At 65.8% G+C, this 19395-nt stretch carries 20 protein-coding genes; 14 read left to right on the top strand and 6 right to left on the bottom strand.

Annotation, left to right across the window (positions count from 1 at the left end; genetic code table 11):
• The 6 genes from lpxD (at position 1) to WBG56_RS07210 (ending at position 5081) form a co-directional block, all read left to right on the top strand.
• On the top strand, positions 1-1140 hold the full coding sequence (gene lpxD / locus WBG56_RS07235; RefSeq protein ID WP_424266729.1) for a UDP-3-O-(3-hydroxymyristoyl)glucosamine N-acyltransferase: 1140 nt from the start codon (positions 1-3) through the stop codon (positions 1138-1140).
• Positions 1140-1592 (top strand): 3-hydroxyacyl-ACP dehydratase FabZ, encoded by a 453-nt coding sequence (gene fabZ / locus WBG56_RS07230; protein ID WP_291768721.1) that lies wholly within the window; start codon positions 1140-1142, stop codon positions 1590-1592. Before lpxD ends, fabZ begins: the two co-directional genes overlap by 1 nt.
• Positions 1592-2389: an acyl-ACP--UDP-N-acetylglucosamine O-acyltransferase gene (gene lpxA, locus WBG56_RS07225; protein WP_424266727.1), complete on the top strand. Its 798-nt coding sequence runs from the start codon at positions 1592-1594 to the stop codon at positions 2387-2389. The genes fabZ and lpxA overlap by 1 nt, the downstream gene beginning before the upstream one ends.
• 61 nt (positions 2390-2450) lie before the next feature.
• Positions 2451-3680: a lipid-A-disaccharide synthase gene (gene lpxB / locus WBG56_RS07220; protein WP_424266725.1), complete on the top strand. Its 1230-nt coding sequence runs from the start codon at positions 2451-2453 to the stop codon at positions 3678-3680.
• Positions 3664-4284, top strand: coding sequence for a ribonuclease HII (rnhB, locus tag WBG56_RS07215; protein WP_424266723.1), 621 nt, complete (start codon positions 3664-3666; stop codon positions 4282-4284). Before lpxB ends, rnhB begins: the two co-directional genes overlap by 17 nt.
• A 14-nt stretch (positions 4285-4298) precedes the next feature.
• Entirely contained in the window at positions 4299-5081 is a 783-nt protein-coding gene (locus WBG56_RS07210; protein WP_424266840.1) for a TrmH family RNA methyltransferase, read from the top strand.
• Between the two features lie 14 nt (positions 5082-5095).
• On the opposite strand, the gene ppsR is transcribed toward WBG56_RS07210, so the two are convergent.
• On the bottom strand, positions 5096-5929 hold the full coding sequence (ppsR, locus tag WBG56_RS07205) for a posphoenolpyruvate synthetase regulatory kinase/phosphorylase PpsR (protein ID WP_424266721.1): 834 nt from the start codon (positions 5927-5929) through the stop codon (positions 5096-5098).
• Positions 5930-6147: 218 nt separating this feature from the next.
• Here ppsR and ppsA point away from each other — a divergent pair, with 218 nt between their 5' ends.
• Together ppsA and WBG56_RS07195 are read left to right on the top strand one after the other, a co-directional pair.
• Entirely contained in the window at positions 6148-8526 is a 2379-nt protein-coding gene (gene ppsA / locus WBG56_RS07200) for a phosphoenolpyruvate synthase (protein ID WP_424266719.1), read from the top strand.
• Positions 8527-8643: 117 nt separating this feature from the next.
• A complete protein-coding gene (locus WBG56_RS07195; protein WP_424266717.1) occupies positions 8644-9444 on the top strand; it encodes a methylated-DNA--[protein]-cysteine S-methyltransferase in 801 nt (266 codons plus the stop codon).
• A 66-nt stretch (positions 9445-9510) separates the two neighbouring features.
• Here the strand turns inward: WBG56_RS07195 and WBG56_RS07190 are convergent, their stop codons facing one another.
• The gene (locus WBG56_RS07190) at positions 9511-11127 is read right to left on the bottom strand and encodes a methyl-accepting chemotaxis protein (protein WP_424266715.1); all 1617 of its coding nucleotides are present in this window, start codon (positions 11125-11127) and stop codon (positions 9511-9513) included.
• 250 nt (positions 11128-11377) lie between these two features.
• Positions 11378-11875: an SsrA-binding protein SmpB gene (gene smpB, locus WBG56_RS07185; RefSeq protein ID WP_424266713.1), complete on the bottom strand. Its 498-nt coding sequence runs from the start codon at positions 11873-11875 to the stop codon at positions 11378-11380.
• Positions 11876-11917: 42 nt separating this feature from the next.
• Here smpB and WBG56_RS07180 point away from each other — a divergent pair, with 42 nt between their 5' ends.
• Positions 11918-12352, top strand: a complete 435-nt coding sequence (locus tag WBG56_RS07180; RefSeq protein WP_424266711.1) for a type II toxin-antitoxin system RatA family toxin — start codon at positions 11918-11920, stop codon at positions 12350-12352.
• 7 nt (positions 12353-12359) lie between these two features.
• Positions 12360-12647 carry an RnfH family protein gene (locus tag WBG56_RS07175; protein ID WP_424266709.1) on the top strand — a complete coding sequence of 96 codons (288 nt, stop codon included), beginning with the start codon at positions 12360-12362 and terminating at the stop codon, positions 12645-12647.
• A 30-nt stretch (positions 12648-12677) separates the two neighbouring features.
• On the opposite strand, the gene WBG56_RS07170 is transcribed toward WBG56_RS07175, so the two are convergent.
• Positions 12678-13070 carry a winged helix-turn-helix transcriptional regulator gene (locus WBG56_RS07170; protein ID WP_424266707.1) on the bottom strand — a complete coding sequence of 131 codons (393 nt, stop codon included), beginning with the start codon at positions 13068-13070 and terminating at the stop codon, positions 12678-12680.
• A gap of 105 nt (positions 13071-13175) precedes the next feature.
• On the opposite strand from WBG56_RS07170, the gene WBG56_RS07165 reads away from it, so the two are divergent.
• From WBG56_RS07165 to mmsB, 4 genes are all read left to right on the top strand, one after another.
• Positions 13176-14189, top strand: a complete 1014-nt coding sequence (locus tag WBG56_RS07165) for a zinc-binding alcohol dehydrogenase family protein (protein ID WP_424266705.1) — start codon at positions 13176-13178, stop codon at positions 14187-14189.
• A 215-nt stretch (positions 14190-14404) separates the two neighbouring features.
• Entirely contained in the window at positions 14405-15559 is a 1155-nt protein-coding gene (locus tag WBG56_RS07160; protein ID WP_424266703.1) for an acyl-CoA dehydrogenase family protein, read from the top strand.
• Positions 15556-16725, top strand: coding sequence for an enoyl-CoA hydratase/isomerase family protein (locus WBG56_RS07155; protein ID WP_424266701.1), 1170 nt, complete (start codon positions 15556-15558; stop codon positions 16723-16725). The genes WBG56_RS07160 and WBG56_RS07155 overlap by 4 nt, the downstream gene beginning before the upstream one ends.
• 43 nt (positions 16726-16768) lie before the next feature.
• Positions 16769-17662, top strand: coding sequence for a 3-hydroxyisobutyrate dehydrogenase (gene mmsB, locus WBG56_RS07150; protein ID WP_424266699.1), 894 nt, complete (start codon positions 16769-16771; stop codon positions 17660-17662).
• A gap of 26 nt (positions 17663-17688) precedes the next feature.
• Here mmsB and WBG56_RS07145 read toward each other — a convergent pair whose 3' ends face one another.
• Together WBG56_RS07145 and WBG56_RS07140 are read right to left on the bottom strand one after the other, a co-directional pair.
• Complete coding sequence (locus tag WBG56_RS07145; protein WP_424266697.1) at positions 17689-18606, bottom strand: YgfZ/GcvT domain-containing protein; 918 nt, start codon at positions 18604-18606, stop codon at positions 17689-17691.
• A 55-nt stretch (positions 18607-18661) separates the two neighbouring features.
• Positions 18662-19390, bottom strand: a complete 729-nt coding sequence (locus WBG56_RS07140; RefSeq protein WP_424266695.1) for a sulfite exporter TauE/SafE family protein — start codon at positions 19388-19390, stop codon at positions 18662-18664.
• Between the last annotated feature and the right edge of the window lie 5 nt (positions 19391-19395).

The following is a 19395-nucleotide window of genomic DNA, read 5'->3' as shown; positions in this document are numbered from 1 at the left end:
ATGCCGGTGTTGCTTGCGCCCCAGCGGGCCCCTGTGTTGCCACAGCTGTTGCAGGCTGCCGACTCGGTCGGGCTGGGATGCACCATCACCGGCGCAGCGGATGCGAACGCCTTGCCGATCGCGGGGATCGGGTCCCTGAATACGGCCGGCGCGACTGAAATCAGTTTTCTATCCAATCCGCGCCTCCAGGGGCAACTGGATCAGTGCCAGGCGGCCGCGGTGATCCTCCGCGCCGAGGATTGGGCGGCATATCAGGCTGCGCATCCGGAGCCCCCGAGCTGGGTGCCGGTACTGTGCAGCCAGCCGTATCTCATGTACGCGTTGTTGGCGCAATGGTTCGACCGGCACCGGCTGGCGGATCTGCCCAGGGGCATTCATCCCAGCGCCGTGATCGCCGATGATGCCATCCTCGAAGACGGCGTTCACGTCGGGCCTCTCGCGGTCATCGAATCCGGCACGCGTATCGGGGCCGGGACCCGCATCGGGGCAGGCTGCGTGATCGGGCCCGATTGCAGTATCGGGCGCGATGGCCTCTTGCACGCTCGCGTGACGCTCTATCACGGCGTCCACGTGGGGGATCGGGCCATTCTGCATGCCGGCGTGGTGCTGGGCGCCGACGGCTTCGGTTTCGCGCCGGATCCCCGCACCCCGGGCGCCTGGGCCAAAATCGCCCAGTTGGGCGGCGTGCGGATCGGTGACGACGTGGAGATCGGCGCCAATACCACGGTGGACCGGGGCGCGGTGGATGACACCGTGCTGGGTCATGGGGTCAAGCTCGATAACCAGATCATGATCGGTCATAATTGCCGCATCGGGGATCATACGGCCATGGCAGCCTGCGTCGGGGTGGCCGGTTCCACCACCATGGGCCAGCGTTGCGTGATCGGGGGGGCGGCCATGTTCGGCGGGCATCTGACGCTGGGCGACGATGTCCATATTTCCGGCGGCACGGCGGTGACATCCGATATTCTCAAGGCGGGCCGCTATACCGGGGTCTTCCCTGTGGCGGAACACGGCGCGTGGCAGCACAATGCAGCAGTCATCGGCCAGTTGGCCCAGCTGCGCAAACGCATCCGCGCTGCGGAGCGGCAAGCGGCCAGCCCGGCTGGGCCGACGAACAACAAGCAGGACACACAATAATGGAACTCGATATCAAAGACATCATGGAACGGCTGCCGCACCGGCAGCCGATGCTGCTCGTGGACCGCGTCCTGGAAATGGACCCGGGCAAGAGCATCGTCGCCATCAAAAATGTCACGTACAACGAACCGTTTTTCCAGGGGCATTTCGCGCACCACCCGGTGATGCCCGGCGTGCTCATCATCGAAGCATTGGCCCAGGCCGCCGCCTTGTTTTCCTTTGCCGACGCCGGCGCGCCCAACCTGGCCAGCACCAAGATCGCCTATTACCTGGTGGGCGTGGACGGGGCGCGGTTCCGCCGGCCCGTCGTGCCGGGCGATCAGTTGCGCATGGAAGTCTCGGCTGACAAGCTCAGCCGTTCGATCTGCAAATACACGGCCGTGGCCAAGGTCGGCGACCAGATCGCGGCGGAAGCCAAGATCATGTGCGCGGTGCGCATCCTGGAAGAATAATGGCGGTGGCGCAGATCCACCCGACGGCCATCGTCGAGCCCGGAGCCATACTGGATGACGGCGTCAGCGTCGGCCCCTACAGCATCATCGGGGAACACGTCCGCATCGGCGCCGGCACTCGCGTCGGGCCGCATTGCGTGATCGACGGGCACACCACCATCGGGCCGGACAACCATTTCTACCGGTTCTGCTCGATCGGCGGTATCCCGCAGGACAAAAAATATCAGGGCGAGCCCACCACGCTGGAAATCGGCGTCGGCAACACCTTTCGCGAATACGTGACGGTCAATACCGGTACGGTGCAGGATGTGGGCGCCACCCGCCTGGGTAACGACAACTGGATCATGGCCTATGTGCACATCGCCCATGATTGCCAGTTGGGCAGCCACATCGTCATGGCCAACAGCGTCCAGCTGGCCGGACACATCCATATCGACGACTGGGCGATCGTGGGCGGGCTGTCGGCCGTGCACCAGTTCGTCCGCATCGGGGCGCATGCCATGATCGGCGGCACCAGCTCCGTGCGCCAGGACGTCCCGCCCTACATGATCGGCGCCGGGGATTCCTTCCGGCCGATCGGCATCAATTCCGAAGGCCTGAGCCGGCGCGGCTTCACCCCCGCCGACGTGCAGGTGCTGAAAGAAGCCTACAAGATCCTGTATCGGCGCCAACTGGATGTCGAACAGGCGATCCAGGCCCTGGCTGCCCTGCAGGCGGACCACCCGGCCGAGGCCCCCGCCGTGCAGACGCTGCTGGATTTCCTGCGGGCGTCCAATCGGGGCATCGCGCGTCCATGACCGCACTCAGCCGGCCCGGCCCCGCGGGCAATCTGGCGCGGCGGGGTCGCCGGGGCCTGTCATGACGGGCGGCGGGGTTCGCGCCGCCATCGTCGCCGGCGAACCTTCCGGGGATCTGCTGGCCGCCCGTGTGATACGGGGGCTGCGGGCACGGGATCCTTCTGCGACGGCGGCGGGCATCGGCGGGCCGGCGATGGCTCACGCGGGTTTTCATGCCTGGCATCCGATGGATGCCCTGTCGGTCTTTGGCTACGTCGATGCGCTGCGGCAGGCGCCGCGCCTCATCCGCACCTGGCGCGACACGCGGCGACGCGTCCTGACTGAGCGTCCCGATGTGTTCGTCGGGGTCGACGCGCCGGATTTCAATCTGCGGCTGGAAGAAAAACTGCGGGCGGCCGGCATCCCCACCGTCCATTTCGTCGGCCCGTCGATCTGGGCCTGGCGTTTCGAGCGCATCCATCAGATCCGCCGAGCGGTGTCGCACATGCTGGTGCTGTTCCCCTTCGAGGTCGATCTCTATCGCGAACAGGGCGTCCCCGTCACGTATGTGGGGCATCCTCTGGCGGAATTGATCCCCAAGACGCCAGACCGCGCCGCGGCCCGGGCGGCGCTGAATCTGGACCCGGCCCGCCGCGTCCTGGCATTGATGCCGGGCAGCCGGGAATCCGAATTGCGCCTGCTGGCGCCCCGGTTCCTGCAGGCGGCGCAGATCCTGCGCCGCCAGGACCCGGACCTGCAAGTCGTCGTGCCAGTCGTCAATGCCCGGCGCCGGGCCCAGTTCGAGGCCATTCTGGCGCAATACCCGGTATCGGGATGCCGGGTGGTGGCGGGCCTGCCGGACGCGCCTGGCGCCGCGCCACGCCCGGATGGGCTGGATTCGGCGGAATGGCCGGTCGCCTGGCATGCGATGGAAGCCGCCGACGCCGTGCTGGTCGCCAGCGGCACCGCGACGCTGGAAGCCGCCCTGTTCAAGAGACCGTTGGTCATTTCCTATGTCATCAGCCCCTGGATGCGGCGCATCATGGCCTGGAAATCCGGCCAGGATGCGCCCAGCCTGCCCTGGGTGGGCTTGCCCAACATCCTGGAACGGGAGTTCGTCGTGCCCGAACTGCTGCAGGAGGCCGCCACACCCGAAGCGCTGGCGGAACAGACCTGGGTGGCGCTGAGCGACCAGGATCATGGCGCACGGGTCGCGCGGCGCTTTGCCGCCCTGCATGAGACGCTGGACCGGGATACTCCGGGGCTGGCCGCCGAAGCCATTTTGCGGGTCTGCCATGACCGAGCAACCTGATCTGTTTGCAGTCACCCCGCCTTTGCCGGACTGGATCGCGGGGGTGGACGAGGCGGGCAGGGGGCCGCTGGCGGGGCCGGTGTTCGCCGCCGCCGTCATCCTGGATCCGGACCGCCCCATCGCGGGCCTGGCAGATTCGAAGAAACTCAGCGCCCGGCGCCGGGAGATCCTGGCCGCGCAGATCCGGGAACGGGCGCTGGCCTGGGCCGTTGCCCAGGCGGATGTCGAGACGATCGACCGCCTGAATATTCTGCGGGCGACGCTGCTGGCCATGCGCCAGGCGTGCGACGCGCTTGCGCGCCCGCCGCAACTGATTCTCGTGGACGGCAATCGCTTGCCGACCGGACTGCCGTGTCCCGCCCGCGCGGTGATTGGCGGCGATGCCCTGGAACCCGCCATTTCAGCCGCCTCGATTCTGGCCAAGACCGCTCGGGATGCCTGCTGCCTGGCTTTGCACGCGCAGTACCCGCACTATGCTTTTGACCAGCACAAGGGTTACGGCACGGCGCTGCATCTGGAGCGCCTGGTGCAATTCGGTCCCTGCCCGGCGCACCGCCGCAGCTTCGCCCCCGTCCGGCGGCTTCTACAGGATAAGCAGGCATGAGCATCGCGGCGCCCGTGCGGCACATCGCTTCGCGCGACAATCCGGATTACCGGCTCTGGTTGCGCCTGGCCCAGGGGCGCCCCGGCCGCCATGAAAGCCGCGTCATCCTCGAAGGCGAGCACCTGTGCCGCGCCTGGCTGGAACACAATGGCCCGCCTCAGGCCCTGATCGTCAGCGAGGCGATCCAGGCGCAGTCTCCGGGCTGGATCAAGCCGCTGTGGCGGGACTGTGAATCCACGCGCCGTATCGTGCTCGAAGATCATCTCGCCCGGGTGTTATCCCAGGTGGAACACGGCCATGCCGTCTTTTTCCTGGTGGAGCCGCCCCTGGCGGCCTTGCCGGAACAGATCTCGGAAGGCTGCCTGTGGCTGGACCGGGTGCAGGACCCGGGCAATCTGGGGACTTTGCTGCGCACGGCCGCCGCCGCCGGCCTGGGCGCCGCCTATCTGTCCGCAGGCTGCGCGGCGGCCTGGTCGCCAAAGGTGCTGCGCAGCGGGCAGGGCGCCCATTTCGCCCTGCGGATTCATGAGCGCGCGGATTTGCAGGCCCTGCGCGAGCGCCTGCGCATTCCATTGGCCGCCACCACCCTGGAACAGGCGCAGTCCGTGTATCGGCAGGATCTGCGGCAGCCTTGCGCCTGGCTGTTCGGCAACGAGGGACGGGGTGTCGCGGCGGACCTGTTGCAGGTTGCCGATTGGCGCGTGCACATTCCCCAGTCGGCGGGGGTCGAGTCCCTGAACGTCGCGGCCGCCGCGGCCATCTGCCTGTTCGAGCAGCGCCGGCAGCAGGCAGGCTGAATCCGCGGCCTGGTTCAGTAGGTGGTGCGATCCAGCCCGACCTCGTCCAGGATCTTGGTGGAGATTTCCTCGATGGAGCGCGTCGTGGTGGACAGCCATGGAATGTTTTCCATACGCATCAGGCGCTCGGCGTCGGCGACTTCCTGGCGGCATTGCTTCAGGGACGCGTAGGTGCTGTTGGGCCGGCGTTCGTTGCGCACCTCGGCCAGGCGTTCAGGCTGGATCGACAGGCCGAACAGCTTGCGCCGGAACGGCAGCAGCGTGGCGGGCAGGGCGCCGCGGTCGAAGTCCTCCGGGATCAGGGGGTAGTTGGCCGCCTTGACCGCGTACTGCATGGCCAGGTACAGGCTGGTGGGCGTTTTGCCGCAGCGCGACACCCCCACCAGGATGACGTCGGCCTGCTCCAGCCCCTGGATGTACTGGCCATCGTCGTGGGCCAGGCTGAAATTGATGGCCTCGATGCGGTTGTTGTACTGCTTGGACAGCCCGTTGGTGTGCGACCGGCCCACCGAGCGGCTGGATTTCACGCCCAGCACGCCTTCCAGGCGCTGCACGAAGGCGCCGAACAGATCCAGGAAAATGCAGGGGGCCTCGCGGATGCGGTCGGCGATTTCCGGATCGACCAGCGTGCTGAACACCAGCGGCGGCTGTCCGCCCTGATCCGCCCGTTGGCTGATGCGCCGCGCGGCGGCGTCGGCCTTTTCAACCGAGTCGATGAAGGGCAGACGCACCGCCTGGAAGGCGATTTCCTCGAATTGCGACAGAACCGCGTGGCTGAAGGTCTCAGCGGTAATCCCGGTACTGTCCGAGACGATGAACACGGGGCGTTCGATGACGGGATCGATCATGGATTTTGAACCACCAAGCCTTAGAAACGGTACAATCCGCGAAGGTTACCAGTCACCTGATGGTCAGGCAAGGCTGGTTTGCCGGACGCATGCCGGCCGCAGGCGGCGGGGCGCTCTTCCAGGGCAGCCGCTGTCGCGTGGTTCGCGCTCCCGGGGCGCCTTTCCCGGGGGCGGCGTGCGTCCCGCAAACACGCTTTTTCTATCTCAAAGGTGACATCATGTCTTACGTTGTATCGTTCGAGCAGCTCCGCATGTCGGATGTGGACTCGGTAGGGGGTAAGAACGCTTCTCTCGGTGAAATGATCAGCCAGTTGGCCGGCGCCGGGGTCCGTGTGCCGGGCGGCTTCGCGACCACCGCCGATGCCTTCCGTGATTTCCTGAATTCCACCGGGCTGGATGCCCGCATCAAGGCGCGCCTGGACACCTTGAACGCCGACGACGTGCGTGAACTGGCTGCCGCCGGGGCGGAAATCCGCCAGTGGGTGATCGACACGCCGTTCCCGGCCGCCTTCGAAGAGGCCATCCGCAGCGCCTTCGCCCAATTGGATGCCGATGGCAAGGGTTCCTTTGCCGTGCGCTCGTCCGCCACCGCCGAAGACCTGCCCGATGCGTCCTTTGCCGGCCAGCAGGAAACCTACCTGAACGTGGTCGGCATCGACGACGTGCTGGAAAAGATCCGTCACGTGTTCGCGTCCCTGTACAACGACCGCGCGATTTCCTATCGCGTGCACAAAGGCTACGCGCATGCCGAGGTCGCCCTGTCGGCCGGCATTCAGCGCATGGTGCGTTCCGACAAGGGCAGCGCCGGCGTGATGTTCACGCTGGATACGGAGTCCGGCTTCAAGGACGTCGTCTTCGTCACGTCTTCCTATGGCCTGGGTGAAACCGTGGTCCAGGGGGCCGTGAACCCGGATGAATTCTATGTGTTCAAACCCACGCTGGCGGCCGGCCACTATCCCGTCATCAGCCGCCGCATCGGTTCGAAGCTCATCAAGATGGAATTCGACGAGCAGCGCGTCTCGGGCCATGCCGTGCGCACGGTGGAGGTCCCGGCTTCCGAACGCAATCGCTATTCCCTGACCGATGACGAGATCATCGAACTGGCGCAGTACGCGACCATCATTGAAAAGCACTACCAGCGTCCCATGGACATCGAATGGGGGCGTGACGGCATCGACGGCAAGCTCTACATCCTGCAGGCCCGCCCGGAGACCGTGAAGTCCCAGCAAGGACACCATGACGTGCAGGAACGCTATCGCCTGAAAGCCACGGGCGAAGTCCTGGTGCGCGGCCGGGCCATCGGCCAGAAGATCGGTTCGGGCACCGTGCGGGTGGTCGCCGATGCCTCGGAAATGGACAAGGTCCGGGCAGGCGACATCCTGGTTACCGACATGACCGATCCCAACTGGGAACCGGTCATGAAACTGGCCTCGGCCATCGTCACCAATCGGGGCGGGCGCACCTGCCACGCGGCCATCATCGCGCGTGAACTGGGCATTCCCGCGGTCGTCGGCTGCGCCGACGCCACCGACGTGCTGGCCAATGGGCGCGAGGTCACCGTGTCCTGCGCCGAAGGCGACGAAGGCCACATCTACGACGGCCTGATCGAGACCGAGATCGAGGAAGTCCGCTGGGGCGAAATGCCCGACATCGGCCTGAAGGTCATGATGAACGTCGGCAATCCGCAGCTGGCCTTCGATTTCTCCCAGATTCCCAATGGGGGCGTGGGGTTGGCCCGCCTGGAATTCATCATCAACAACAACATCAACGTCCACCCCAAGGCGATCCTGGACTACCCCAATGTCGACGGCGACCTGAAAAAGGCCGTGGAATCGGCTGCCCGGGGCTATGCCAGCCCGCGCGCCTTCTTCGTGGAAAAGCTGGCCGAAGGCATCGCCACCATCGGCGCCGCTTTCTATCCGAAGCCCGTCATCGTGCGCCTGTCGGACTTCAAGTCCAATGAATACCGCAAGCTGGTGGGCGGTTCGCGCTACGAACCCGAGGAAGAAAACCCCATGCTGGGCTTTCGCGGCGCGTCGCGCTACGTCTCGGAGGACTTCGCCGAGTGCTTCCGCATGGAATGCGAGGCCTTGAAGAAGGTCCGCGACGAGATGGGCCTGACCAACGTGGAAATCATGGTGCCGTTCGTGCGCACGCTCGGACAGGCGCAGCGCGTGGTGGAACTGCTGGCGTCGCACGGCCTGAAGCGCGGCGACAATGGCCTGCGCCTGATCATGATGTGCGAGGTCCCCACCAATGCCATCCTGGCCGACGAGTTCCTGCAATTCTTCGACGGGTTTTCCATCGGCTCCAATGACATGACCCAGCTGACCCTGGGGCTGGACCGGGATTCCGGCATGGAACTGCTGGCGGCCGATTTCGACGAACGCGACCCGGCCGTGCAGTTCATGCTGCGCCGCGCCATCCAGGCCTGCCTGAAGGCCGGCAAGTACGTCGGCATCTGCGGCCAGGGCCCCAGCGATCATCCCGACCTGGCCCAGTGGCTGCGCGACGAAGGCATCCTGTCCATGTCCTTGAACCCGGACACGGTGGTCGATACCTGGCAGCGGCTGGCCGATACCAAGGTCGCGGCTTGATCGAGGCTGGCGCCCCTGGCGCCAGCCCGCCGGCCGAACATGGCCGGCGCAGCCGGATCGGCAGGTGAAGCGCACCCCAAAAGCTGGACACCGATCCAGGCTTTTGGGGTGTTTTTCATGCGGGTCGTTAAACTGGAAGCGTCCAGGCGCGCCGGCCCGGCCCAGAGGCTCTCCCATGCCTGGTTTGTTCAGGGCCTGCGGGCCGTTGCGTCATCACCTGCCGAGTTTTCCATCATGCTGTTTCACGCGCTTCTTTCATCCCCGCTGGGCGATATCCTGCTGTCGGCCCACGAGCATTGCCTGACGGGTCTGTATTTCACCGATCAGCGGGATTGTCCGCACCTGCCGGGCCTGGCGGCCGTGTCCGAGTCGGAGATCGTCTCCCGGCCATCCGCAGGCGTCGTGCGGGGCAGGGCGGCGCGTAGCCTGAGAGCCATCCGCGCGGATTCGGCGTCCGCCACGGGTGAACTGTTCCCTGCGGATGCGCTGATAGGGATCGACGCCACGCCAGCCAGTCAGCCGGCGGCGCTGCGGCTGCTGCAGGCCGACACGCCGGCCGGTGCCCTGGTCGTTCTGGAACAGACCCTCCGGGAGCTGGACGAGTATTGGCGCGGCGGTCGCAAGGTGTTTGGCGTGTCCCTGGACCCCCAGGGCACGGCGTTCCAGAAACGGATCTGGCAGGCGCTGCTGGACGTGCCCTGCGGGGCGACCTTGTCCTATGGCGAGCTGGGCGAGCGCGCCGGGCTGGGGGCGGGGCATGGCCGCGCGGTGGGGACCGCCGTGGGCAGCAACCCCATCAGCATCATCATTCCCTGCCACCGCATCCTGGCACGCAACGGCACCCTGAACGGCTACGGCGGCGGCCTGAGCCGCAAGGCGCAGCTGCTGGAGATCGAGGGTTTCACGATCCGCGCCTAGCGCGTGGATCGCCGCGCGGCGGCGGTCGGGACCGGATCCGGCTTGCCGACCGCCTTCGCGTGCCGTTCAAGCGGGCGTCAGCGCATCCGCCTTGCTCATCCGCCGCAGCGCCACCGCGTCGACCTCGGCATGCGTCTGGTCAGAGGATGTCAGCCTGAACACCCGGACGTTGTCCAGCGATGCCCTGGAGTTGAGGCTCATCTTTTCGGACAGCTGCGCGAGCCCATCGGCCATGGACGCATTGCTTTGCGTGATCTGGTCCAGCGTGTGCAGGGCCTGGCTGGCTTCCGCGATTCCCGCGGCCTGCTCCTGAGCCGCCAGGTCGATCTCCGCCAGGATCTGGCCCTGGCGTTCGACGGCCCCCGCCACATCGTTCATGCGCGCCCGGGTCTGTTCCATACCCTGTTTGCCGTGTTCGACCCGGGTGCGGGATTCTTCGATCAACTGCCGCACTTCCCGGGCAGCATCGGTCGTGCGCTGGGAAAGGGCGCGGACCTCTGATGCGACCACCGCGAATCCCCGGCCATGCTCGCCGGCGCGCGCGGCTTCAGTGGCGGCATTGAGAGCCAGGATATTGGTCTGGAAGGCGACCGATTCGATCACCTGGACGAAATCGCTGATGTTCTGAGAGGACTCGCTGATCTGCTGCATCGTTTCCGACAGTGCCTCGACCGCTGCTTGACTGCGTCGCACGGTGTCCACCGTTTCGCCCGCGATCCGCGTGCCGGTCTTCGTCATATCCGACGTCTGCCGGACCGTGCCGCCGATCTGGTCGATCGCTGTGGCGGACTTGGACAGGCCGGCGGCCTGCTGTTCCGTGCGTGCCACCATGTCCTGGCTGTGCTTGGCCACTTCATGAGCATCGTTCGACAGGAATTGCCGGATATCCCAGATGACTGTGCGGATGATCAGGGCCAGTTGGTTGATCGGCAGCATCAGGTGGCGCGCATCCTGGAACCGCTGGACGGAAATGAATTCCGACAGGTCTCCGCTGGCCAGATGACGGGCGACTTCCGCCACTCGGTCGGCCGGCGCGATGAAACATCGGGATATGCCCAGCCAGGCCAATAGGGCAGTCAGCAGCCCGGCAATCGGCAAACTCCAGGTCGGGAGCCCGAGAAATGCAGCCCCCACGGGGCCGGCTGCGGCCAGCAGCCCGAGCAGCAGGGCCGTTCCCTGTCGCCCGGGGCTGAGGCGCTTGATAAACGCGGGGAGCAGCCCGGTCCGATGGACGAGTCCGCCCTGGAAGCGGTGCCGCAGGCGCCCGCGTTCGGCTTCCCTGCGCATGATCGAGAAAAGCTGTTCCGCCGCCTCGATTTCGGAGACCTCCGGCAGCGTTCGCACAGAGAGATAGCCGACGATCCGATCGCCGTTTCGCACCGGTGTGGCATTGGCCCGGACCCAATAAGCGTCCCCGTTCTTGCGGCGGTTCTTGATCAGGGCGCTCCAGGGCTCTCCCGACTGGATCGTTGCCCAGAAGTCCCGGAAAGCCTCCTCCGGCATGTCGGGATGGCGCAGGATATTGTGCGGCTGGCCCAGCAGTTCCTCTTTGGTGTAGCCGCTGACACTGATGAAATCGCTGTTGCAGTAAGTGATCCTGCCCTTGATGTCCGTGATGGAAATCAGGGTGAGGTGAGCGGGGTAATTGTGGATTTCCCCTGTGACCGGCAGATTTTTGCGCATATATCCTTCCACGAACCGATGACTGAGACTGGTTTGTTACAAAGGTGAGACGCGATGATGCGTGTTTTTTTATAAAAGTAATTATTATTTTCTGAATTTATCACGCAGAAGGTGTTCTGAAGAACACGCGAAATCGGTAGATTTCGGTGTAGTTCATTGAATTAACCTGGGGAAAGGGGGATTTTCAGACAGCAGATATTGTCGGCCGGCGCCGTTGCCTTGGCGTCGGGCGCTCGGGATCAATGGCGGGTCAGTCGCTCTGCTTGCCGCGGGTGTCGTGCTTCATCAGGCGTTCTTTCTCACGCGCCCAGTCCTTGTCGCGCTGGGTGTCGCGCTTGTCGTGCAGTTTCTTGCCGCGTCCCAGGCCGAAATCCAGCTTGATGCGCCCGCCCTTGTAGTGCAGGTTCAGCGGCACCAGCGCATAGCCGCGCTGTTCGACCTTGCCGATCAGCTTGCTGATTTCCTGGGCGTGCAGCAGCAGTTTGCGCGTGCGGGTGGCGTTGGGATGGATGTGGGTGGACGCGGTCGGCAGGGGACTGACGTGCATGCCCAGGATCCACAGGGCGCCGTCGCGCACGATGACATAGGCTTCTTTCAATTGGACATGGCCGGCGCGGATCGCCTTGACCTCCCAGCCCTCCAGGACCAGTCCGGCCTCGAAGCGCTCCTCGATGAAGTAATCGTGGGTGGCTTTGCGGTTTTCTACAATACTCATGGATCCGGTCTTTCGCGAAAAGGGCGCTGGCACTGATAAAATCCCTTCATTCTAGCCTAACCGCCCGTCTTGCCGATGCATTCGATTCAACGCTCCGTCCTCGTCCCCTTCAGTTGCGCCCAGATGTTCGATCTGGTGGCCGATGTCGCGCGTTACCCCGAGTTCATGCCCTGGTGCGGCGGGGCCACTGTGCAGTGGCAGAACGAACAGGGCATGCAGGCCACGGTGCAGATTCATTTCGCCGGCATCCGCCAGAGCTTCACCACGCGCAACGACCACGATTATCCGAACAAGATCGTTTTTCACCTGGTGGACGGGCCGTTTTCCAATCTGACGGGGCACTGGGCCTTCCAGCCCCTGGGCGAAGACGGTTGCAAAGTCCTCTACACCATGGAATACGCTTTTTCCAGCCGCGCCCTGTCGGCCGTGGTCGGGCCGGTGTTCAACCGCATCGCCACCAGTTTCATCGATTCATTCACGCAGCGCGCTCACGCGGTCTATGGGGGCTGAGATGCGCGTGTCGCTTGCCTTTGCCGCGTCCACGCGCCTTTGGCGTCAGAGCCTCGATGTCCCCGAAGGCGTCACGGCGGGGCAGGCCGTCGCTCTGAGCGACTTCGCCCGGGAGTTTCCGGAATTCACCGACGTGCCATTGGCGATGGGCGTGTACGGAGAACGCTGCGGCCCGCAGCGCGTGCTGCATGAAAACGACCGCATCGAGCTTTGCCGCCCCCTGGTGTTCGATCCCCTGGAGTCGCGCCGCCGCCGGGCCGTTCATCGGCGGGGCGAGGGCAAGCGGCCCGGATAGCCGGGGACGGTCTGTCCCCGGAAAGCCCCCTCACGGTGCGGCACGCGCTTCTTTGACAGGGCGTTGATCCGGCATCAGCGGCTTGCCGTACAGGCCGGTGTGTTCGTCCCCCCAGGCCTTCAGCGCCTGCAGGATGGGTTCCATGCTGCGCCCCAGGGGGGACAGGCAATAGTCCACCCTGGGCGGCACCTGCGCGTAGACCGTCCGTTCGATGAGGCCGTCTTCCTCCAGTTCCCGCAACTGGCGCGTCAGCATGCGGGGCGAGACATTGGCGATCTGGCGGCGAAGCTCGCTGAAACGCAGCGTCCCGCCCAGCAGATGGAACAGCACGACGGATTTCCATTTGCCCTCGATGAGGCCGATGGCGGCTTCGACCGCGCATCCGGGGCTGCAATCAAAGCGTGAATGTTTGGATTTGGCCACCGTAGTATCCTTTTTGTCACTATGGGCTGAATTTGTGCGTAGAGACAGAATGGTGAATGAAAGTATTCTGCAGGTATGTTCATTTCCAGACAAGCAGGAGTCCTCATGAAAGCCATCGGATATCGCCAGACCGGCCCCATTGACAGGCCGGATGCGCTTGTGGATATCGAGTTGGACCGACCCGGCCTCGCAGGCCATGACCTGCTGGTGGAGATCGCGGCTGTTTCCGTCAACCCGGTGGATACCAAGATCCGGCAGCGCGCGGAACCCGAGGGCGCCGATTGGAAGGTCCTGGGCTGGGATGCCTCCGGTCGCGTGCTTGCGGTCGGTTCCGAGGTCAGCCGCTTCAAGCCAGGAGACGAGGTTTTTTACGCGGGTGCTTTGACACGGCCGGGCACCAACAGCGAATTCCATGCGGTGGATGAGCGGATCGTCGGACGCAAGCCGGCGACGCTGGATCACGCCCAGGCCGCCGCGCTGCCCTTGACGGCGCTGACGGCCTGGGAAATGCTTTTCGACCGCCTGGATGTGCGCCGGCCGGTGCCCGGCGCCGCGCATGCGGTCCTGATCATCGGGGGCGCGGGGGGCGTGGGTTCCATCGCCATCCAGTTGCTCAAGGCGCTGACTGACCTGACGGTCATCGCCACGGCGTCCCGTCCCGAAACCCGGGAGTGGGTGCGGTCCTTGGGGGCCGATCATGTCGTGAACCACCGCCAGCCGTTGGCGGCGCAGTTGCGCGCGCTGGGCCTGGGCGATCCGGCCTTCGTGTTTTCGACGACCGCCACCGGTCAACACCTGGCCGACGTGGCCGAGCTGATCGCTCCGCAGGGACGCTTCGGACTGATCGACGATCCGGACGCTCTGGACATCCGTGGATTCAAGCGCAAGTCCGTATCGGTTCACTGGGAGTTCATGTTCACCCGCTCTTTGTTCGGCACGTCGGACATGAGCGAGCAAGGCCGCGTGCTGGACGAAGTCGCCCGCTTGGCGGATGCCGGCCGCATCCGCAGCACGCTGACGCAGCGCGTGCATCCCATCAATGCCGACAATCTGAAGCAGGCGCACGCCCTGCAGGAAAGCGGCCGGGCGTGCGGCAAGACGGTCCTGGAAGGTTTTTGAAGGCGTGTGTCCGGATGCCGGTCCTGCGGATTGTCGCCCGATTGACAGCCATGCCGGCCGGGCTGATTTAAGGTGAGTCTATTCGAACAGGCGCTGCCGCCAAGTGCTAAAGTAGGCCTGCGACGCGGCGGCCGGCCTTGACCAGGACCGGCCGCGCCGGATGGCGTTACCCGCGCCTTGCGGCAGCGATCACCCTAGATCCGGAGACATACACCATGGATTTTCGCCTCAGCGAAGAACAACAGGCCTTTGCACAGGCTGCCCGCGAATTCGCCCAGGGGGAACTGGCCCCGCACGCAGCCCGGTGGGACGAGGAACACATCTTTCCGCGCGAAGCCTTCGCCAAGGCCGGGGAATTGGGATTCTGCGCCATGTATGCGCCGGAATCCATCGGCGGGCTGGGCCTGCCGCGCCTGGACGCCACCCTGGTGTTCGAGGAAATGTCGGCGGTGGATCCATCCACCACGGCGTTCATCACCATCCACAATATGGCTACCTGGATGATCGGCAGCTGGGCGCAGCCCGCCGTGCGCGATCATTGGGGGCCGCTGCTGGCCAGCGGCGAAAAACTCGCCTCCTACTGCCTGACTGAGCCGGGCTCGGGGTCGGACGCTGCATCGCTCGTCACCAGCGCGCGGCGCGAGGGCGGCCACTATGTGCTGAACGGCGCCAAGGCCTTTATTTCGGGTGCGGGCGACACCGATGTGCTGGTCGTCATGGCCCGCACGGGCGGCGAGGGCGCGCGCGGCATTTCCGCATTGGTCGTGCCGGCCGATGCCGCCGGCATCACCTACGGCCGCAAGGAAAACAAGATGGGCTGGAACAGCCAGTCCACGCGCCCCATCACGTTCGAAAACGTCCGGGTGCCGGTGGAAAACCGCCTGGGCGAAGAGGGCGAGGGCTTTCGTTTCGCCATGAAGGGCCTGGACGGCGGGCGCATCAACATCGCGACGTGCTCGGTGGGCGCCGCCCAGGGGGCTTATGAAGCCGCCCGGCGCTACATGGGCGAACGGCGCCAGTTCGGCCGGCCCCTGGCGGACTTCCAGGCGCTGCAGTTCAAACTGGCGGACCTGCTGGCCAATGTCGTGGCTTCGCGCCAGATGGTGCGGCTGGCCGCCAGCAAGCTGGATGAAGGCGATCCCCAGGCCAGCGCCTATTGCGCCATGGCCAAGCGTTTCGCCACGGATCTGTGCTTCCAGTCCTGCCTGGATGCGCAGCAGATCCACGGCGGCTATGGCTACCTGAAAGACTACCCGCTGGAACGGCTGGTGCGCGACACCCGCGTGCATCAGATCCTGGAAGGCACCAATGAAATCATGCGCGTCATCGTGGCGCGCCACATCCTGACCCAAGAGGCTGATCTGCGATGAGCGCCCCCGATTCCGCCGAGACTGTCCCGGAACTCCAGCCGGACCCCGTTCTTTTCCAGGAAGTGGCCGGCCGCAATGGCCGACGCATCGGCGTGGCGACCTTGAACAGTCCACAGACACTCAATGGCCTGTCCCTGGCCATGAGCCGCCTGCTGGACGACCGCCTGCAGGACTGGGCCGACGACGAACGGATCGCTGCCGTCGTATTGCATGGCGCGGGGGACAAGGCGTTTTGCGCGGGCGGCGACCTGCACGCGCTCTACCACAGCATGCTCGACAGTCCCCCGGCGGACGCCTGGGCCAACGTCCATGCCCGCAGTTTCTTTGAAACCGAATATCGGCTCGATTACCAGATCCACCGATACGCCAAGCCGGTGCTGTGCTGGGGCAACGGCATTGTCATGGGCGGGGGCGTGGGACTGATGCTGGGAGCCAGCCATCGCCTGGTCACGGAAACCACGCGCTTCGCCATGCCGGAGGTCACGATCGGCTTGTATCCCGACGTAGCCGGGACCTGGATGCTCAGCCGCCTGCCACGCGGCATCGGCGAATTCCTGGCGTTCACGGGCGCCCAGCTGGGCGCCTCGGACTGTCTGCATTATGGCCTGGCGGATCGGGTCTGCGCGGCGGATGGCTTCGATGCGCTGATCGACGCCTTGGCCGCGGTCGATTGGTCCGGCGCCGCAGCCCAACACGCGGCGCAGGTCGATACGGTGCTGGATGCCCTGTCGCTGGACACTCCGGAACCGGGCCCCTTGCAGCGACATTCGACTGAAATCCGCCGCGCCTGCGGCCGCTCCGATCTGCTGCAGATCGCTGCCGCCATCGCGGCCTGGAAGCGCCACGCCGATCCCTGGCTGGCGCGCGCCGCCGCGACGTTCCTGGCTGGTTCGCCGGGTTCGGCAAGGCTGAGCCATACCCTGCTGGGCCGGGCCCGCTGCCAGTCTCTGGCGGACACCTTCCGCATGGAATACGTCGCGTCGCTGCACTGCTGCGCCGAACCCGATTTCCGCGAGGGCATCCGCGCGTTGCTGATCGACAAGGACAAGTCCCCCCGCTGGCGGCCCGCCACCCTGGAACAGGCAACGACGGACTGGGTCAGGCGCTTCCTGGCGCAGCCCTGGCCTGCGGGGCAGGCGCATCCGCTGGCGGATCTCAGGGGCTGACACTTCTCACCGAATCCCCACAATAATTTCAAGGAGACACACAATGAGCAGCACGATTGGTTTCATCGGCCTGGGCCACATGGGCGGCCCGATGGCGCAGAACCTGCTGAAGGCGGGCCATGCCCTGAAGGTCTTTGATCTGGTGCCCGCAGCCCTGAAGGCCGCCACTCAGGCCGGGGCCACGGCAGTCGCGACGGCGGCCGAGGCTGTGGCGGGAGTCGACCTGGTCGTCACCATGCTGCCGGCCAGCCGTCACGTCGAAGGGCTGTATCTGGGGGACAAGGGCCTGTTGAAGTCGATCGCCAAAGGGACCCTGGTGCTGGAATGCAGCACGATCGCCCCGGAATCGGCCCGCAAGGTCTCGGCGGCCGCGGCCGCATGCGGCATCCGCATGCTGGATGCGCCGGTGTCGGGCGGCACGGGCGGGGCTGTGGCAGGGACCTTGACCTTCATCGTCGGCGGCGCGGATGCCGATCTGGAATCGGCCAGGCCGTATCTGCAGGTCATGGGCAAGAACATCTTTCATGCCGGCGACGCAGGGGCGGGGCAGGTGGCGAAGATCTGCAACAACATGCTGTTGGGCATCCAGATGGCCGGCACGGCTGAAGCCCTGGCCCTGGGTGTGGCCAATGGCCTGGACCCGAAAACCCTGTCGGACATCATCGCCAAAAGCTCCGGGCGCAACTGGGCGACGGAACTCTACAATCCCTGGCCCGGCGTCATGGACCATGCGCCCGCTTCGCACGATTACGAGGGCGGCTTCGGCGTGGATCTGATGCTCAAGGACCTGGGGCTGGCGGCGGAGGCCTCCATGCAGTCGCGCGCTACGACCCCTCTGGGCGAGCTGGCCCGCAATCTGTACGCCCTGCACAGCACTCAGGGAAATGGAAAGCTGGATTTTTCCAGCATCCTGAAGCTCTACCACCAATCGCGCTGAACGGCGCGCTCCGCCTGGCCTGCGGGTCAGGCGGCCTCGGACGGCGCGCGCAGGTCCAATACCGCGCCGTCCGGCGCGCCCACGGCATAGCGCATGGCCGGCAGGTCCGACAGCGTGATTTCGGCCGCCACGTGCAGCAGGCCCCGGTGGACCGCCGATTCGATCACGCGGCCTGAAGGCCGACCTCCCGCCTCTCCGGCGGGATACAGGTCCGTTGCGGGGCCCGGCGCGGGAGCGCCCGACGTCCAGGCTGCGGTTCCGCACGCCAGGCGGCGCTTGACCGTGCCCCGGTAGTGGCTGCGGGCGATGACTTCCTGACCGGGGTAGCAACCCTTGGTGAAATCGATGGTGCCGTTGAGGTCCATGTCCAGGGATGCCGGCAGGAACAGATCCTGGGATGCCGCCTGGATCCAGGGCCAGCCGCCGGCCAGCCGCTGGGCGGGCCAGGCGCCCGGGGCCGCGCCGGCTTCATCCGGAACGGCGGCATCGGCCAGTCGCCAGGCCACAGGCCGCTGCGCCCGGGACATCGGCGCCATGATCCAGTCGGCGCCCCCGGTCGAGGCCCGCGTCCAGGCCGGCGCCGCGTGCAGCGAGGCCGGGATGGCGCCGGCGCCCCAGGCGCCGGCGATCTGCATGGCTTCGTCCAGGCTGATCGTGACCTTGGTGCGCAGCACGAACATGCGCAAGCGTCGGATCAGGCCGTCGGCCAGATCCCGCGCGACCATCCAGATGACGCAATCATCCTGTGCCCGCCACAGCACGCCATTGGCCAGCAGGCGGCCCTGAGCCGTGCAGTAGGCGGCCGGCGCCGCCCGATCGCCGCTCAGGCCGGTGATGGCATGGGTGAGCTGTCCATGCAGGAACGACAGGGCGTCGGGCCCCTCGATGCGCACGAGAGCGCACTCGGGCAGTGGCTGAAGGCCGTCGGCGGCGAAAATTTCCATGGTGAATCCCACAAAGTCCACATCGAACTGGCGCCCATGATAGCGCGGACGCGTGTCATCCCAGTGTCCGGGCCAGCAGCAGGGCGCCGATGGCGATCAGGCCGAGGTGTACCCAGCGCAGAAAGGCCGGGCCTTTCATGCGGCGGTTCACGGCGCGGCCCAGAAAGCTGGCCAGCACGGCGGGCGGCGCGGCCCAGAGGTAATAGTACGTGACGGAACCGGTCCAGAGGCCCGTCATCCCATATCCGAGCAGGGTCAGGATGCTGGCCGGCAGGAAATATCCCTGCAGCGTGGCCCGGAAGTGCTGGGGCGACCAACGCCGCAAAGTACCGTAGATCACCAGAGGAGGGCCGCTCATGCCGTAGGCGCCCCCCAGGATGCCGGCCAGGAAGCCGAAGCCCCAGGCATAACGGTCGTTTTTCAATTCGGCCTGTGTGCGGCGCAGCAGGCAATACGTGGAAAAGAGGATGATGACGGTCGCCAGCAGCGCGGTGACGATGGCGCCGTCCACGGCGGTCAGCAGCCATAAACCCAGCGGTGTGCCGACCACCGTCGCCAGGAACAGCTTGCCGGCGCTGGCGATGTGAATCTGGCGCCAGTCCTGGGCGATGATGAGCGCCGCGATCGTGATGGAGATCAGCACGACCACCGGCGCGGCTTCTTCGATGGGGATGACGAACGCGAGCAGAGGGACTGCGATCAGCGCTTCGCCGAAACCGAAGGCGGAACGGATGAAGGTTGCGCCGAACAGGATCGCCACGATGGCGGGCAGGTGCGGGTCCATGGATT

Source organism: Castellaniella sp. (genome assembly GCF_049671645.1).
Taxonomy (GTDB): Bacteria; Pseudomonadota; Gammaproteobacteria; order Burkholderiales; family Burkholderiaceae_B; genus Castellaniella.
The sequence above is the reverse complement of the archived record's forward strand: the minus strand, read 5'-3'. Positions and strand labels throughout refer to the sequence as shown.